The sequence below is a fragment of the Bradyrhizobium daqingense genome (genome assembly GCF_021044685.1).
Classification (GTDB): domain Bacteria; phylum Pseudomonadota; class Alphaproteobacteria; order Rhizobiales; family Xanthobacteraceae; genus Bradyrhizobium; species Bradyrhizobium daqingense.
In genome coordinates, this window is record NZ_CP088014.1 from 1,341,504 (window position 1) to 1,357,756 (window position 16,253).

Consider the following 16,253-nt stretch of genomic DNA (forward strand, 5'->3'; position numbering starts at 1 on the left):
CGTCCCGGCGAGGCCGGGACGATGCAGTTCAGAAAATCAGTCGAAGCTTACTCGCCGGGAGCCACTTCGTCGCTGGATGCGACGGGGGCGGCCTCGCGCTCGGGGCGCGGGCCATGCGGACGGCGACGTCGCCGTGGATAGCGCTCGCCACCACCGCCGCCCTCGAAGCCGCCCTGGCCGCCATTCGCGCCGACATTCACTTGCGGCTGTGCGCCGGTGATGAAGGACGGCAGGCGATCGACACTGCCGGCATCGGCGATGACGGGCTGCGGCTGGTTCGCAGGTTGCGGCTGCGGCTGATATTGCGGTTGCGGACGATGGTCGCGTTCGCGATGTTCGCGCGGCTGCTGCTGCTCGCGTTGATAGGGCTGATTGTCGCGTTGCTGGTGGTCACGCTGGTGATGCTCGCGCTGGCCGTCGCGGTCGCGCATGAAAGGCTGCTGCTGCGGCTGCGGGACGAAACCCGGCTCCTGGCCGAAGGCTGAGAAATTCTCGCCGTCGTCCTCGCTGTCCTCGCCGCTGCTGTTGCTGACAGGCTCGTCACCGCGCGGCTGCTGGTTCTGGCGGAACTGCTCCTGGGCGGCCGCAATCAGGCGGAAATAATGCTCGGCATGCTGGTAGTAGTTCTCGGCCGCAACGGGGTCGCCGGAGGAGCGCGCATCGCGCGCGAGCTGGAGATACTTTTCGGCGATGTGCGAGGCCGTGCCGCGGATCTTGATGTCCGGTCCGTTGGACTCGTAGACCCGGGTCATCGGGTTCTGGCCGCGCCGGTTGTTGTTGTTGTTATTGTTGTTGCGGTTGCGCATCCGCTGCTTGTTCTGACCGTTTCTCATGTCCTGCCTTTAATTCCAGCCCTAAAGGTTGCACGCATTACTGATTGCTAGGAGTGACCTGGTGACAGCGGTTCACAGCTCTCGCGCGCACCGCGCGCAAAAGCGGCCTGAACCCTGCCGATGTTCGTCGACCGTCGCGTTCAACAAAGACGCGTTCCCCACCCGCCAGCATTCATTGCCAGCGAACCCATTCATATCGCCTGCCGAAACAAGCCCAGCTTTCTTGCGTAAGTCTTCAAGCGCAATATCAGGCTTTCGTTCACGTTGCGGTCGGAGAGCAGCGCAGCTCCACTGGCCATCGCGCTCAACAGGACCTGCGGCTTGGAACCTATAATCAGTAAAGCTCTCGCCCGAGAGCCCGGCTTTCGCCCGTAGGTCTACGGGGCCGGCACCGATGTGTTGACCGGAACGTAGTCGTTCCCAAGGGATATTCCAAGAGCTTTTTGCAAGCCAATCCGGCTTTTATGGGGGCATTTTTCGGGCTGAAACGGCTCGCGGAATGCCCGCCAGGTCGGCCTTGGGTGGCCTGTCCACCGATAACGCGGCACCCACCATCAAGGTTTCAATATTTCGGGCCTGGCCCAGTCCGGCCTCGACGACCAGCGCGCCGCCACCGGCGAGGCGCTCGCTCGCCTGCGGGATCAGAACCCGATAGGCGTCGTATCCGTCATTGCCGCCGTCCAGCGCCAGATGTGGATCGTGCTCGCGTACCTCGACGCTCAGTTTCGGGATTTCGGCCGAGGGAATATAGGGCGGGTTCGACACGATGAGATCGAACGGGCCGGAGAGCGCCGCCGCATAGGAGCAGGCGACGAAGGCGGCGCGGCCGGCGAGGCCGAGAGAATTGGCGTTGTCCCTGGCGGTGACGAGCGCTGTCAGGCTGAGGTCGGTACCGACGCCGAAGGCATCAGGGATGTCGTGCAGCAGCGCGAGCAGGATCGCGCCGGATCCGGTGCCGATGTCGGCGATCCGCGGCGGATGGGATGTTGGCCGTTCGCGAAGGATTTCGAGCGCTAGCTCGACCACCGTCTCGGTGTCGGGACGCGGCACCAACGTCGCCTCGGACAGTCGGAACGGCAAACCCCAGAATTCGCTCGTCCCGAGAATGCGTGCAACCGGCTCGCCGGCGATGCGGCGTTCTGCGTGCTCCACCAATCGCGACGCTTCGGCCGCGGTGAGGGGGCGGGTCGCCTGCGCGATCAGGCCGGTGAGGTCGAGGCCGAGCACAGCGCCGAGCAGGATGCGCGCGTCGAGTTCGGCCTCGTCCAGCCGCGCCGCTTTCAACTTCGCAGCCAGCGCGCGCCGCGCGCTCTCGATGGGCTGTGCGGTGAAGGGATTGTTCTGGGTCACGCCGCCGCGCCCTGCGCGGCGAGCTGCGCGGCCTGGTGCTCGGTGGTCAGTGCGTCGATCAATTCGCCGAGCGCTTCGCCGGCGATCACCTGCGGCAGCTTGTAGAGGGTCAGGTTGATGCGATGGTCGGTGACGCGGCCTTGCGGGAAATTGTAGGTGCGGATGCGCTCTGAGCGGTCGCCGGAGCCGACCTTCTCCTTGCGCTCGGCCGAGCGGGCGGCATCGACGCGCTGGCGCTCGGCGTCGTAGATGCGCGAGCGCAGGATATTCATGGCGGAGGCGCGGTTCTTGTGCTGCGAGCGGCTGTCCTGCATCATCACCACGATGCCGGTCGGGATGTGGGTGATGCGGATCGCCGATTCGGTCTTGTTGACGTGCTGGCCGCCGGCACCTTGCGCGCGCATGGTCTCGATGCGCAAATCCTCGGTTTTGATGTCGACGTCGACGTCCTCGACCTCCGGCAGCACCGCGACCGTCGCCGCCGAGGTGTGGATGCGTCCCTGCGTCTCGGTGTCGGGCACGCGCTGCACGCGGTGCACGCCGGATTCGAATTTCAGCTTGGAGAACGCGCCGCGGCCCTGCACCTCGGCGATGATTTCCTTGTAGCCGCCGACGGTGCCTTCGCTGGCCGAGATCACCTCGACCTTCCAGCCCTGAAGGCCGGCGAAGCGCTCGTACATCCGGAACAGATCGCCGGCGAACAGCGAGGCCTCGTCACCGCCGGTGCCGGCGCGGATCTCCAGCATCACGTTGCGGTCGTCCATGGCGTCCTTGGGCAGCAGCGCGACTCGGATCTGCTGGACCAGCTCCTCGATTCTTGGCGCGAGCTCGTCGCGCTCGGCTTCCGCCATGCTGCGCATCTCGGCATCGGTGGCGGGATCGGCGATCAGCGCCTCGGTGTCGGCAAGTTCTTTCACGGCGGAGCGATAGGCCTTCACCAGCTCGATCAGCGGCGTGATCTCGGCGAGCTCACGCGTGATCTGCACGTAGCGCTCGGAGGCGAGCTGTCCCAGCGATTCGGCCTCGAGCGAGGCGTGGTGCGCGAGCAGGACGTCCAGTTTGGCTTCGGGGAGTGACGACATCGGTTCGGTCTCGAATGGCGGAAGGAGGCGAGGCGGCAGGGAGCGGCGACGGGCCCGCTACAACGCCAGGCCTTCGGCCTCGGCAAATTCCGTCAGCTTCTGCCGGATCGAGACGCTGCCGGCGGGCGCGTCCAGCAGCGGCGCGAGCACCGCCTCGGCTTTCTTGGCATCGAGGTCGAGCACCATGGCCTTGACCGGTCCGAGCGCAGTCGCCGAGAGCGACAGCGAGCGATAGCCGAGGGCAATCAGCGCCAGCGCGCCGATCGGCTTGGAGGCCATCTCGCCGCACAGCGACAGCGACTTCTTCGCCGCATGGGATTTGCGCGCGATGTCGCGCAGCGCGCGCAGGATCGGCGCCGACATGGTGTCGAAGCGCTCGGAGACCTTGGCGTTGCCGCGGTCGACCGCGAACAGGAACTGGAACAGGTCGTTGGAGCCGACCGAGATGAAGTCCACCTTCCTCAGCAGTTCGTCGAGCTGATAGAGCAGCGCCGGCACCTCGACCATGGTGCCGATGTCGATTCTTTCGGGCAGCGTGTGGCCGTGCTGGCGCAGATAAGTCAGCTCGCGCTCGACCAGCGCCTTCGCCGAATCGAACTCGGCGACTTCCGAGATCATCGGGAACATGATCTTCAGCGAACGGCCGCCCCCGGCGCGCAAGAGCGCTCGGATCTGGCCGCGCAGCAGGCCGGGACGATCGAGCCCGAGCCGGATCGCACGCCAGCCGAGCGCGGGATTTTCCTCGATCACGGCTTCCATGTAGGGCAGCGCCTTGTCGCCGCCGATATCGAGTGTGCGGAAGGTGACCGGCTTGGTGCCGGCGGCATCCAGCACGGTGCGATAGAGCGCGAGCTGGTCGCTGGTGCGCGGCAGGCTCTGGCCGACCATGAATTGCAGCTCGGTGCGGAACAGGCCGATGCCGGCGCTCCCGGTGTCCTCGATGTGCGGCAGGTCGATGGCGAGACCCGCATTGATCATCAGCTCGACCTTCTGGCCGTCCCTGGTGACGCAGGGCCGGTCGCGCAGCGCCAGATACTGCGCCTGGCGGCGGGCGCGGAAGCGCACGCGCTCGGCGAAGGCGGCCTCGATCTCCTGCGAGGGCCGCACATAGATCAAGCCCGAGGTGCCGTCGACGATGATGGCATCGCCGGGATCGGCGATGCCGGGCGCGTTCGGCACTTCGCCCACCGCAGGAATGCCGAGCGCGCGCGCCACGATCGAGACGTGGGAATTGGCGGTGCCTTCCTCCAGCACGATGCCGCGCAGGCGCTTGCGGTCGTAGTCGAGCAGCGCCGCCGGGCCCATCGCACGCGCGATGACGATGGCGTTGTCGGGGAGCTGTTCGCGCGACGGCGCGTGGTCCTGGCCGACCAGCTGCCGCATCAGGCGGTAGCCGAGATCTTCGAGGTCGTGCAGGCGGTCGCGCAAATAGGGATCGGTCGAGCGCAGCATGCGCGCGCGGGTATCGGACTGCACGCGCTCGACCGCGGCCTCCGCGGTGAGGCCGGTGGCGACTGCCTCGTGCAGCTTGTGCGACCAGCCCTGGTCGTTGGCGAACATGCGGTAGGCTTCCAGCACCTCGCGGTGCTCGCCGCCTTCGGCGACGTCGCCGCGCTCCAGCATGCGGTCGAGATCGGCGCGCAGCTTGGCGAGCGCGGTGTCGAGCCGCTTGATCTCCTTCGGCAGGTCCTCGGCGATGTAGTCCTTGATGACGACGCGCGGCTCGTGCAGCACGACATGGCCGAGCGCGATGCCCTCCGACAGGATGGCGCCAACCTTCTGCGCGGAATGGCGTGCGGCCGGCTCCTGGCCCGGCTGGGCCAGCGCGGAGAGCTCGCCCGAGGCGATCAGCTCCGCCAGCACCATGGCGGTGGTCTGGAGCGCTTCGAGCTCCTCCTCGACATAGTTGCGCTTGGCGCGGTTCTGCACCACCAGCACGCCGAGCGTGTTGCCGGCCCGCAGGATCGGCACGCCGAGGAAGGAATGGTAGATCTCTTCGCCGGTCTCGGGGCGGAACGAGAAGGCCGGGTGGCTCTGCGCGTCGCTCAAATTGAGCGGCGTCGCCTCGCTGGCGACGAGGCCGACCAGGCCCTCATGGGCGCTGAGCACGGTGTGGTGCACCGCCTCGCGGTTGAGGCCCTCGGTGGCGTAGAGCTCCAGCGTGTTGTCGATGCGCAGCACGTAGACCGAGCACACCTCGGCCACCATGTTGGCGGCGATCAGCACCACGATCTTGTCCAGCCGCTCCTGGGCCGAGACCTGCTCCGCCATGGTTTCGCGGAGCCGTCTCAATAAGACGCGGGGACCTCCCGACGCGCTCCGCATGAACCGTCAACCTCCTCCGTCTGCGGGGCCCGAAAGGACCGCCGGCGGCTCGCCCAGAACTCCAGAAAAACAATAAGCTTGCTCGTCCGGCACCGGCCAGGCCCCAAATCTTTCTCAGATTTGGCGCTTGTGCCGAATCGGCACCACCTCAACTGGGGCACAGTTTATGGCAGCCCACCCTGTCCGCCCTATAGCGAATTGGGGCTTGTTTTGCCAAGCAAAACGCCTGCCAAACGCGAATGTGTGGACACCTCGGCGTTTGCTGCGACCGCTAAGAGAAAATTAGTCCAAGCATGGTCCGGGAAAGTGCGAAGCAGTTTTCCGGAAAGACCAGGCTCAGGCAACAATCCCGAAGTGCGACGACGGGCCGCGATTCAGGTCTGATCGAGGCCGTAGAGCGTGTGCAGGGTGCGTACCGCCAGCTCAGTATAGGCGGTATCGATCAACACCGAGAATTTGATCTCGGAGGTTGTGATGGCCCGGATGTTGATATTCCGCCCTGCGAGGGCCGAGAACGCCTGGGCGGCGACGCCGGCATGGCTGCGCATGCCGCTGCCGATCACCGAGATCTTGGCGACGTCGGTGGCAGTGTCGAGCCTGGCATAGCCGATCTTGGACTTGGCGGCGGTAATCGTGTCCTTGGCGCGGGTGTAGTCGGCGGCCGGCACCGTGAAGGTGAGGTCGGTGGTCTTGCCGTCCTCGGACACGTTCTGAACGATCATGTCGACATTGATGTTGGCATCCGCCAGCGGGCCGAAGATCGAGGCCGCCACGCCCGGCTTGTCCTCGATCTGGCGCACCGAGATCTGGGCCTCGTCCTTGGAGAAGGCGATACCGGTGACGACGTGGCTTTCCATGATCTCCTCCTCGCTGCAGATCAGCGTGCCGGGCGGCTGGTTGGCATAGGGGTCGATATCCTCGGGCTTGTCGAAGCTCGAACGGACGAAGATCGGCATGTTGTGGACCATGCCGAGTTCCACCGAGCGGACCTGGAGCACCTTGGCGCCCTGGGACGCCAGTTCCAGCATGTCCTCGAATGCGATCTTGTCGAGCCGGCGCGCCTTCGGCACGATTCGCGGATCGGTGGTGTAGACGCCGTCGACATCTGTGTAGATGTCGCAGCGGTCCGCCTTGACGGCGGCGGCCACGGCCACGGCCGAGGTGTCGGAGCCGCCACGGCCGAGCGTGGTGATGCGGTTCGTCTCGGGGTTGATGCCCTGGAAGCCGGCGATGACGGCGACCTCCTTGCGCTCCCTGAAGCGCTTGATGATCTCGCTGCCGTCGATGTCCTCGATCCGGGCCGAGGCATGGGCGTCGCTGGTCTTGATCGGGATCTGCCAGCCCTGCCAGGAACGGGCCTGGATGCCCATGCCCTGGAGCACGATGGCCAGTAGGCCGGACGTCACCTGCTCGCCGGAGGCGACGACGGCGTCGTATTCGCGGGCGTCGTGCATGGGCGAGGCCTCGGTGCACCAGGCCACCAGCTCGTTGGTCTTGCCGGACATCGCCGAGACGACCACGGCCACTTCATGGCCGGCGTCGACCTCGCGCTTCACATGGCGCGCGACGTTGCGGATACGTTCGATGTTGGCGACGGACGTGCCGCCGAATTTCATCACGAGGCGGCTCATGACGACGCGTGCATTCCCTCATAAGGATCAGTATGGTGACCGCACTGGGCGAATGCCTTACGGATACCGACCGCGCGTATACAGAGCGGCGGGGCCGGGGGCAAGCGGGTTCCTGCGGGGGCAGGTGCGGGGAGTGGGTTAACCGAGATCATGGCGCGTTATATCGACGAGATCCTGCAGCCGGGCGAGCGGGTGCTGTATTCGACCAATGCGCACTGGATCTTCTATTTTCCGGCCATCGTGGCCTGGATCGTGGCGCTGGCCCTGCTCGTCCTGTCACGGCAGGCGACCGTCGACTGGCTTTATCTGCTGTGCCTCGGGACCGCGGCGCTCGTGGCTCTGGCGGCCCTGTACTGGACTCTCAAGGGCTGGTTCCATCGCTTCACCACCGAGACCGACGTCACCAACCTCCGCGTCGTGCACAAGACCGGCTTCATCAAGCGCCGCACTTTTGAAATGGCGTTGGATAAGGTCGAGAGCGTCGATGTCGACCAGACCATTCTTGGACGTATTCTCAACTACGGCGACGTGACGATTCGCGGCGTCGGCGAGGGGATCGAGACGATCAAGACCATCGCCTCGCCGCTCGCCTTCCGTAGTTCGATCACCACGCGGTAGGACCGCGCCCAACCATGAGCATGCAGCAAAATACTTCCCTTTCTGCCCCGCCGGGCTCGACCGTCGACGCCGCCGAGATCGCAAAATTCTCGAAACTCTCGGCGGAGTGGTGGGACCCCAAGGGCAAGATGGCGCCGCTGCACCGGATCAATCCGCTGCGGCTCGGCTATATCCGCGACGCCGCCTGCCGCAAGTTCGAACGCAATGTGCGCAGCCTCAACTGCCTCGCCGGCTTGCGCGTGCTCGACATCGGTTGCGGCGCGGGGCTGTTGTGCGAGCCGCTGTCGCGGCTGGGCGCGCAGGTCATCGGCGTCGATCCCTCGGCCAGCAACATCGCCGCCGCCAAGCTGCATGCCGGCAAGAGCCATCTGTCGATCGACTACCGCTGCACCACGGTGGAGGAGATCGACCCGCGCGAGCGCTTCGACATCGTGCTGGCGATGGAAGTGGTCGAGCACGTCACGGACGTCGGCATCTTCCTGAAGCGCTGCGCCTCGATGCTGAAGCCGAACGGCCTGATGGTGGTGTCGACGCTGAACCGGAACTGGAAGAGCTTCGCGCTCGCCATCGTCGGCGCTGAATACGTGCTGCGCTGGCTGCCGCGCGGCACCCACGAATGGAACAAGTTCGTCACCCCCGACGAGCTCGCGAAATATCTGCTCGACAACCGCCTCGTCATCACCGAGCAGACCGGTGTCGTCTACTCACCCTTCGCCGACAAATGGACTCTCTCGTCGGACATGGACGTGAACTACATGGTGGTGGCGGAAGGGATGGTGTGAGCCTCGGAGGGTGAAGTGCGACCTGTCACTCCGAAAGCGGTGTCGGTGGCGTGAGCATCGCTCCCATGACGTCCGCGCGGTTGACCGCCTAGGCTTCAACTTGCAGGTTGGCTGCAGTCATTTCCCGCTAGTGCGCACCACCCCATGCTCACCATCGCCAGCCTCTGGATTCCCTTCACCGTCGTTGCTGCGCTGGGCCAGGTCGCGCGCAATGCGATGCAGCGGTCGCTGACCAAGCCGCTGGGGACCTGGGGCGCGACCAATATCCGCTTCCTGTTCGGCTTTCCGTTCTCGCTGCTGTTCCTCGGCGTGGTGCTGGTCGCGACCGGCGATCATCTCGGCATGCCGCCGTCTGCGTTCTGGCCTTGGCTGCTGCTGGGCGCGCTCAGCCAGATCGTTGCCACCGGGTTGATGCTGCTCGCGATGAACGATCGCTCCTTCGTGGTGACGACGGCGTATCTGAAGACCGAGGCGATCCAGACTGCGATCTTCGGCTTCGTCTTCCTCGGCGATCACCTGACCTGGCTGAAAGTGCTGGCGATCGTGATCGCGACAATCGGCGTCGTTATCACTGCGCTGCGGCCCGGCGGCGAGAAGAGCTTTGCCGAATTGAAGCCGACCATCACCGGCCTTGTCGCGGCTGCGGCATTCGCGCTGTCCGCAGTCGGTTTTCGCGGTGCCATCATCAATGTGCCCGGCGTATCTTTCGTGACAGCGGCGTCGTTCACGCTGGTGCTCGGCCTGTTCGTGCAGACCCTGGTGCTGACGATCTATCTGCTCTGGCGCGCGCCGGATGTGTTGCGGGGCATCCTCGGGCTATGGCGGCCGTCGATGCTCGCGGGCTTCACAGGTGCTTTCGCCTCGCAGTTCTGGTTCCTGGCGTTCGCGCTGACGGCCGCCGCCAATGTCCGCACGCTCGCTCTGATCGAGGTGCTGTTCGCGCAAGCCGTGGCGTATTATTCGTTCAAGCAGCCGATCGCGCCGCGCGAGCTTGCAGGCATCGCGCTGATCGTCATCGGCGTGGCTGTGCTGGTGGGGGCCTGACCTCTATCCGCCGTCATGCCCGGCCTGTCCCGGGCATCCACGTTCTTCTAGTCGCTGAAAGAAAGGCGTGGATGGCCGGGTCAAGCCCGGCCATGACGAGAAGCGAGGGGCGTCAGTTCCGGTCTTCCGGCAGCGTCGGCAGCGGTGAGACCTCGATGCCTTCGTCGATCAGCGACTTTGCCTCCTCGGGCGAGGCTTCGCCATAAATCGGACGGTGCTCCTTGTCGCCGTAATGCATGGCGCGGGCTTCGTTGGCGAAGCGCTCACCGACATTGTCGGCGTTCTTGACGATGTGGTCGCGCAATTCCTTCAGCTTGGTGCGCAGCTCGCGCTCCTGCGCCATCAGCAGCGAGGTCGGTCCCGACGGCGCCGCCTCGGACGCAGGCGCGGCGTTCGCGGTGGGCTCCGGCGGCGGGGTCGCGCGCCCGCGCCCTTTCTTGCCGACGATGCGCGGCGCCATGATCGCCTTGTCGACCTTGGCCGAGCCGCAGATCGGGCAGGTCACGAGCTTGCGCTTCACCTGCTGGTCATAGGCCGACGAGCTCTGAAACCAGCTTTCGAAGTCGTGGTTACGGTCGCAGTGCAGTGCGTAGCGGATCATGCCGATCCCCGCACGAGATGCAGATGGTCCGGCCCGGCCTTGGCATCGGCGACGCCGAAGCGGCGGCCATGCTGGAGCGAAGGAATCGCGCGGCGCGCGGTCTCGACCTTGGCCGGATCGATCCTGGCCATGATGATGCCGGGCTCGACATCGCCCTCGGCGAGGATCTCCCCCCAGGGGTCGATGATCAGGGAGTGACCATAGGTCTCGCGCTTGTTCTCGTGGGTGCCTGCTTGGGCCGCCGCGAAGATGAAGCAGCCGGTCTCGATCGCGCGCGAACGCAGCAGCACGTGCCAATGCGCTTCCCCGGTCTTGCGGGTGAAGGCCGAAGGCACGGTGATGAAGGACGCTCCGCTCTCGGCGAGCGCACGGTAGAGCGCGGGGAAGCGCACATCGTAGCAGATCGTCAGGCCGATCCGGCCCCAGGGCAGGTCGGAGATCACGGCCGTCTCGCCCGGCTGGTAATTGGCGGATTCGCGATAGCTCTCGCCGTCCGGCAGCTCGATGTCGAACATGTGGATCTTGTCGTAGCTCGCGAGCACATTGCCCTCGGGCCCGATCAGGAAGGAGCGGTTGACGGCCTTTTCATCCGAGAAACGCAGCGCCAGCGAGCCGACATGGAGATGGATATTCAGCTCCGCCGCGAGCGCGCGATAGGCTTTGAGCGAGCTGTCGTCCTCCTCGCTCTGCAGATGCTCGAACAGCGCCTTGCGATTCAGCTGCATCATGTTGCTGACTTCGGGCGTCTGCACGTAGTCGGCGCCGTTCGCCGCCGCCTGCCGGATCAGCTTCGTTGCCTGTTCCAGGCTCGGCCCCGGCATCAGGCCGGTGCGCATCTGCACCATGGCCGCGGTGAACGTGCGGTTCTCGCTCATGAGACGGCCTTGACGCTGTCGAGCATGCCGTCGAGCTTGCCTTCGCGGTCGAGCGCATAGAGCTCGTCGCAGCCACCGACATGGGTTCCGCCGATCCAGATCTGCGGGAAGGTCGAGCCCTCGCCGGCGCGATCGTACATCTCCTGCCGCCAGGACGGGTTCTTGGCGATATCGAACTCCGTGAAGGTCGCCTTCTTGCGGGTCAGCAGCGACCTCGCTGCGGAACAATAGCCGCAGCCCGGCCTGGTATAGATCTCGACAGCAGCAGTCATGGCGTCCAACGCTTTCATGTCATGAACTGAATTCATTGAATTATATGGGACGTGGGCCAGCCTCGACAACCCGGGCAAAGACCAGCACGTCCACCTGGGCCGCCTTCGCGCGCAGCAGGGCCCGCGCGCAGGCATCCAGCGTCGCGCCCGTGGTCAGGACATCGTCGACCAGGACGATGCGGCGGCCCTGAATCTCGGCCTGATGGCCCGGGGATACCTGGAACGCGCCCTGCACATTGCTGGCGCGCTGGGCCCGGGACAGGCCGATCTGCTGCTCGGTGGCGCGCACCCGGCGGAGGAGCTCGCCGCGCACCGTCACGCCGCTCTGCCGCGCGATGATCTGCGCCAGCGCCCCGGACTGGTTGAAGCGGCGCCGCCAGGCCCGCCGCCAATGCAGGGGCACGGGCACCAGCATGTCGGCCCCAGTGAGCAGCTCCCCGCCCGCGCGCGCCATCCAGCGCCCCATGGCCGGCGCGAGATCGGTGCGGTCCTGGTATTTCAGCGCGTGCACCAGCGTGCGCGCGACGTCGTCATAGCGCACCGCCGCGCGCGCCCGCTGGTAGGCCGGGGGGCTTGCGATCGCCTCCATCGACAGCATGTCCGGGCCGGGATCGTAAACGAAGGGAATGCCGAGCCGTGGGCAATAGGGCCGCTCGATGAACGACAGCCGCGCCCAGCACGCAGCGCAAACGCCTTCGCCATCGACCGGCTCGTGGCAGGACACGCACTGCGTCGGCAGCGCGATGTCGAGTGCGAGCCGTGCCGCGCGCCACATCAAGTGGCGGCCGGCCGTCCACGCGGTACGCAGCGGCGCGGCGATGGAACGGGTGGGAGCGGCGTCGGTGTCCATGCGGGGAAGCTAGCGTTCCACGCTCATCCGCTCAAGCGGGGCTCGTGCCCCGGACGCAGCGCAGCGTCCCCGGCGATGCGAAGCATCGTCCGGTGCGGTGCGCTGCAGAGCCGGGGCCCATGTCGCCGCATTCTGCCGTGCCGTCTTATGGGTCCCGGCTCTGCGCAGCAGCGCTAAGGGCGCTGCAGCGCGTCCGGGACACGCGAGAGGAGATTGCAATGACCGCCGTGATCGGCGTAACCAGCGGCATGGCCCAGACCCCGCAAACCCCGCCCGCTTTGTTCGATCGTGCCTTGCTGCACGCGCGGCAGCGGCGCGCGCAGGCACAAGGCGTGGTCACGTTCCTGTTCGACCGTGTTGCCGAGGACATGTCCGATCGGCTGGCCGCGGTAATGCGCGAGTTTCACGCACCGGTCGATCTCTGGACGCCCGGCGAGGGTCTCGCGGCGATGCGCACGCGGCTGCCGTCGCTCGAGCGGATCGCGCCCGATGTGGCTGGCGGAGAAAAGCTCCCTCTCGCCGCGGAAAGTCTCGATCTCGTCGTCTCGGCGCTGGCGCTGCAATTCGTCAACGACCTGCCGGGCGTGCTCGCGCAAATTCGGCGCGCTCTGAAGCCGGACGGGCTTCTGCTCGCCGCCATGATCGGCGGCGACAGCCTGACCGAGCTGCGGCAGGCTTTTGCCGCGGCGGAGGCCGAATGCGAAGGCGGTGTGTCGCCGCGCGTCGCGCCATTTGCCGATCTGCGCGACGTCGGCGCGCTGTTGCAGCGGGCCGGCTTTGCGCTGCCGGTCACCGACGTCGACCGTGTCGTGGTGCGTTATGCCAATGCGTTCGCGCTGATGCAGGATCTGCGCCGCATGGGCGCGGCCAATGTGCTGATCGAGCGGCGGCGGACGCCGACACGGCGCGCGACGCTGCTGCGCATGGCGGAAATCTATGCCGAGCGCTTTGCCGACGCCGACGGCCGCATCCGCGCGACCTTCGACATCATCTGGCTCTCCGGCTGGGCCCCGCATGCGAGCCAGCAGCAGCCGCTCAAGCCAGGCTCGGCCAAGGCGAGTCTCGCAGAGGCAGTGAAGAAGGCGGGAGAGACGTAAGCTCTCTCCTCCGTCATGGCCGCGCTTGACCCGGCCATCCACGTCTTTCTGCTCGGCACGAAGATCGTGGATGTCCGGGACGGGCTCGGGCATGACGCTGAGAGTCTGGTGAGCGCCTCGGCATCACATCAACAAATCGATCAGATGCGGGATCAGCGGAATGTCCGCGGGCGGCATCGGGTAGTCGCGCAGCTTATTGGCGCGGACCCAGGCGAGGTTCTGGCCCTCGCGTGCCGTGACCATCCCTTCCCAGCGTCGGCAGATGTAGAGCGGCATCAACAGGTGAAAGGTCTCGTAGCCGTAGCTCGCAAAGGTCAGCGGCGCCAGGCACGGCTCGGCGACCGCGATGCCGAGCTCCTCGTGGAGTTCGCGGATCAGGCTCTGCTCGGGCCGCTCGCCCGGCTCGAGCTTGCCGCCGGGAAATTCCCAGAGGCCGGCCAGCGGCTTGCCCTCGGGGCGTTGCGCGATCAGGACGCGCTTGTCGGCGTCGACCAGCGCGCAGGCCACCACCAGTGTCAGTTTGAGATCGGGCATGTTGCCTAGGACCGGTAATCCCCGTTGATCGCCACATATTCCTTGGTGAGGTCGCAGGTCATGACGCGGTCGCGGCCCTTGCCAAGGCCGAGCGAGACCTTAATCGCGATCTCCGGCGCCTTCATCGCCTCCGACACCTGGGCCTCGTCATAGGACGGATCGCGCGCGCCGTTCCTGGCGACGCGGATGCCGTTGAAGGAGATCGAGAGCTTGTCGCGATCGGCGGGCTCGCCGGCCTTGCCGACCGCCATCACCACGCGGCCCCAATTGGCATCCTCGCCGGCGATCGCGGTCTTCACCAGCGGCGAGTTCGCGATCGACATCGCGATCTTGCGCGCGGAGGCCTTGGTCTTGGCGCCCTCGACCGTGATCTCGACCAGCTTGCGGGCGCCTTCGCCGTCGCGGGCCACCTGCTCGGCGAGGTTGGCGAGCACCTGGTTGAACGCCTTGACGAACGCCTTCAGGCGCGGGTCGCTGGCGCGGCTGATTTTTGGCGCGCCGTGCTCGGCGGCGGCGCCCGTTGCGAACGCCAGAAGCGTATCCGACGTCGACGTGTCGCCGTCGATCGTCACGGCGTTGAAGGTGTCTTCGACTCCGGCTTTGAGCAGCGCTTGCAACGCCGCCGGCGCGATCGGCGCATCGGTGAAGATAAAGGACAGCATCGTCGCCATGTCGGGCGCGATCATGCCGGCGCCCTTGGCCATGCCGTTGATGGAGACCTTGGCCTTGCCGAGCTTGACGGTCGCGGTCGCGACCTTCGGGAAGGTGTCGGTAGTCATGATCGCCTTGGCCGCGGCGAGATAATCGCCTGCTTCCGCCGTTTCGGCGAGACGGCCGAGCACGCCGTCGAACTTGGTCGCGTCCAGCGGCTCGCCGATCACGCCGGTCGAGGCCAGGAAGATCTCGCTTTCGCTGCAGCCGACCGCCTTGGCCGCGATCTTGGCGGTCAGCGCGGTGGAGGCGCGGCCGGTCTTGCCGGTGAAGGCGTTGGCATTGCCGGAATTGACGACGAGGGCGCGCGCCTTGCCGCCCTTCAGCTTGGCGCGGCACCATTCGACCGGCGCCGAGGGGCATTTCGACCGCGTGAACACGCCGGCGACCGCGGTGCCCTTGTCCATCACCGCCAGCAGCACGTCGGTGCGGTTCTTGTAGCGGATGCCGGCCTCGGCCGTCGCAAGGCGGATGCCTGCGATCACGGGCATGTCGGGAACGGCTGTCGGGGCGAGCGGGGAGACGGAGGAGGACATCGCGGGGCGCCTTGGTGGGTCTGGATATGCAGATGGCCGGGGAATCCCCGGCCATCGCGACGTTAGATACTATTGGCGTCCGTGAAGTGACAGCGATTTCTTACTTCTTCGCCGGCGGCGCCATCTTGCTGTCGGAGGGCTTGGCGTCCGGCTTGGCGGCATCTGCCGCCGGCTGGTCCAGCCGCTCGACCTTGGCTTCGGTGCGCAATTTGGCGACGTAGTCGGCCTGCGCCTTGCGGGTCACGTACTGCTCGATCTGGGCCTTGACCTGCTCGAAGTCCGGCGCCTTGCGGTTGCGCTTTTCCTCGACCTTGATGATGTGCCAGCCGAACTGCGACTTCACGGGGTCGGAGACCTTGCCCGGCTCCAGCGCGAAGGCCACGGCCGAGAATTCCGGCACCATCTGTTCCTTGGTGAAGAAGCCGAGGTCGCCGCCGTCGGCCGACCCCGGATCCTTGGACTTCTTCTTGGCGAGCTCGGCGAAATCGGCGCCCTTGTCGAGCTCGGCCTTCACCGCCTTGGCATCGTCCTCGGTCTCGACCAGGATGTGGCGGGCGCGCACCTCCTGCTCGCCGGTGATCTGCTTGGCGGCCTCGTCATAGACCTTCTTCATGGCGTCGGGGGTGGTGGCGGCCTTACCCTCGTTCGCGAGCAGACTGTCCATCAGGAGCCGGTTGCGGGCGAACGCCAGGCGCTTCTTGAACTCCTCGCTGTCGGCGACCTTCTTGTCCTCGGCAGCCTTGCTGACGATCTTCATGTCGATCAGGAAGGACAGGACATTCTCGTCCTTGGTCGCCGGATCCATCTGGGCGAGGCTCGGCCCGAGCTCCTCCTCGGCCATGGTCACGTCGCTCTTCTTGATTTCAGCGCCATTGACCTTCGCCAGCACCGGGTCGTCGGCGGCGCGCAGCTGCCCGGCGAACGCCAGGGACAGCGCCAAAGCGAGGCAGCCAGCCAGGGCGGACGCATGGCGGAAACGCTGGCCGGTGGTTACCGGGAACGAGGTGGTCATGGAAAATCCTTATGTTGAAGCAGGGGGCTGCTCGAGCGGGGCGGACACTCGCCCAATCAAGGGGGCTTGGCAACGCGAAAAGTCTGTCAAAATGATGAAT

General features: G+C 66.1%; 16 protein-coding genes. 4 read left to right on the plus strand and 12 right to left on the minus strand.

Annotation, left to right across the window (positions count from 1 at the left end):
- Window positions 1-47: 47 nt before the first annotated feature.
- The 5 genes from LPJ38_RS06145 to LPJ38_RS06165 all read right to left on the minus strand — a co-directional run bounded on the left by LPJ38_RS06145 (window position 48) and on the right by LPJ38_RS06165 (window position 7,221).
- Window positions 48-833: a DUF4167 domain-containing protein gene (locus LPJ38_RS06145; RefSeq protein WP_145639281.1), complete on the minus strand. Its 786-nt coding sequence runs from the start codon at window positions 831-833 to the stop codon at window positions 48-50.
- A gap of 462 nt (window positions 834-1,295) precedes the next feature.
- The gene (gene prmC, locus LPJ38_RS06150; RefSeq protein ID WP_145639279.1) at window positions 1,296-2,183 is read right to left on the minus strand and encodes a peptide chain release factor N(5)-glutamine methyltransferase; all 888 of its coding nucleotides are present in this window, start codon (window positions 2,181-2,183) and stop codon (window positions 1,296-1,298) included.
- A complete protein-coding gene (gene prfA, locus LPJ38_RS06155; protein ID WP_145639277.1) occupies window positions 2,180-3,265 on the minus strand; it encodes a peptide chain release factor 1 in 1,086 nt (361 codons plus the stop codon). Before prfA ends, prmC begins: the two co-directional genes overlap by 4 nt.
- Before the next feature lie 57 nt (window positions 3,266-3,322).
- Window positions 3,323-5,590 carry a phosphoenolpyruvate--protein phosphotransferase gene (ptsP, locus tag LPJ38_RS06160; RefSeq protein ID WP_145639275.1) on the minus strand — a complete coding sequence of 756 codons (2,268 nt, stop codon included), beginning with the start codon at window positions 5,588-5,590 and terminating at the stop codon, window positions 3,323-3,325.
- Between the two features lie 374 nt (window positions 5,591-5,964).
- Window positions 5,965-7,221: an aspartate kinase gene (locus LPJ38_RS06165; protein WP_145639273.1), complete on the minus strand. Its 1,257-nt coding sequence runs from the start codon at window positions 7,219-7,221 to the stop codon at window positions 5,965-5,967.
- Window positions 7,222-7,371: 150 nt separating this feature from the next.
- Here LPJ38_RS06165 and LPJ38_RS06170 point away from each other — a divergent pair, with 150 nt between their 5' ends.
- The 3 genes from LPJ38_RS06170 to LPJ38_RS06180 all read left to right on the plus strand — a co-directional run bounded on the left by LPJ38_RS06170 (window position 7,372) and on the right by LPJ38_RS06180 (window position 9,665).
- Window positions 7,372-7,839 (plus strand): PH domain-containing protein, encoded by a 468-nt coding sequence (locus tag LPJ38_RS06170; protein WP_145639271.1) that lies wholly within the window; start codon window positions 7,372-7,374, stop codon window positions 7,837-7,839.
- A 14-nt stretch (window positions 7,840-7,853) separates the two neighbouring features.
- On the plus strand, window positions 7,854-8,621 hold the full coding sequence (gene ubiG, locus LPJ38_RS06175) for a bifunctional 2-polyprenyl-6-hydroxyphenol methylase/3-demethylubiquinol 3-O-methyltransferase UbiG (RefSeq protein ID WP_167520650.1): 768 nt from the start codon (window positions 7,854-7,856) through the stop codon (window positions 8,619-8,621).
- Between the two features lie 144 nt (window positions 8,622-8,765).
- Complete coding sequence (locus LPJ38_RS06180) at window positions 8,766-9,665, plus strand: EamA family transporter (RefSeq protein WP_145639269.1); 900 nt, start codon at window positions 8,766-8,768, stop codon at window positions 9,663-9,665.
- Between the two features lie 112 nt (window positions 9,666-9,777).
- Here LPJ38_RS06180 and LPJ38_RS06185 read toward each other — a convergent pair whose 3' ends face one another.
- The 4 genes from LPJ38_RS06185 to LPJ38_RS06200 are packed head-to-tail and all read right to left on the minus strand — an operon-like array spanning window position 9,778 to window position 12,263.
- Window positions 9,778-10,266 carry a DUF1178 family protein gene (locus tag LPJ38_RS06185; RefSeq protein WP_145639267.1) on the minus strand — a complete coding sequence of 163 codons (489 nt, stop codon included), beginning with the start codon at window positions 10,264-10,266 and terminating at the stop codon, window positions 9,778-9,780.
- Window positions 10,263-11,141, minus strand: coding sequence for a carbon-nitrogen hydrolase family protein (locus tag LPJ38_RS06190; RefSeq protein WP_145639265.1), 879 nt, complete (start codon window positions 11,139-11,141; stop codon window positions 10,263-10,265). Before LPJ38_RS06190 ends, LPJ38_RS06185 begins: the two co-directional genes overlap by 4 nt.
- A complete protein-coding gene (gene grxC / locus LPJ38_RS06195) occupies window positions 11,138-11,413 on the minus strand; it encodes a glutaredoxin 3 (protein ID WP_145639262.1) in 276 nt (91 codons plus the stop codon). The genes LPJ38_RS06190 and grxC overlap by 4 nt, the downstream gene beginning before the upstream one ends.
- A 40-nt stretch (window positions 11,414-11,453) precedes the next feature.
- Window positions 11,454-12,263: a ComF family protein gene (locus tag LPJ38_RS06200; RefSeq protein ID WP_145639261.1), complete on the minus strand. Its 810-nt coding sequence runs from the start codon at window positions 12,261-12,263 to the stop codon at window positions 11,454-11,456.
- 218 nt (window positions 12,264-12,481) lie between these two features.
- Between LPJ38_RS06200 and LPJ38_RS06205 the strand changes: the two genes are divergently transcribed.
- Window positions 12,482-13,360 (plus strand): methyltransferase domain-containing protein, encoded by an 879-nt coding sequence (locus LPJ38_RS06205; protein ID WP_145639258.1) that lies wholly within the window; start codon window positions 12,482-12,484, stop codon window positions 13,358-13,360.
- Window positions 13,361-13,483: 123 nt separating this feature from the next.
- Here the strand turns inward: LPJ38_RS06205 and LPJ38_RS06210 are convergent, their stop codons facing one another.
- The 3 genes from LPJ38_RS06210 to LPJ38_RS06220 all read right to left on the minus strand — a co-directional run bounded on the left by LPJ38_RS06210 (window position 13,484) and on the right by LPJ38_RS06220 (window position 16,153).
- Window positions 13,484-13,894, minus strand: a complete 411-nt coding sequence (locus LPJ38_RS06210) for a (deoxy)nucleoside triphosphate pyrophosphohydrolase (RefSeq protein WP_145639256.1) — start codon at window positions 13,892-13,894, stop codon at window positions 13,484-13,486.
- A gap of 5 nt (window positions 13,895-13,899) precedes the next feature.
- A complete protein-coding gene (gene argJ / locus LPJ38_RS06215; protein ID WP_145639254.1) occupies window positions 13,900-15,141 on the minus strand; it encodes a bifunctional glutamate N-acetyltransferase/amino-acid acetyltransferase ArgJ in 1,242 nt (413 codons plus the stop codon).
- 100 nt (window positions 15,142-15,241) lie between these two features.
- Complete coding sequence (locus LPJ38_RS06220) at window positions 15,242-16,153, minus strand: peptidylprolyl isomerase (RefSeq protein ID WP_145639252.1); 912 nt, start codon at window positions 16,151-16,153, stop codon at window positions 15,242-15,244.
- Window positions 16,154-16,253: the final 100 nt, after the last annotated feature.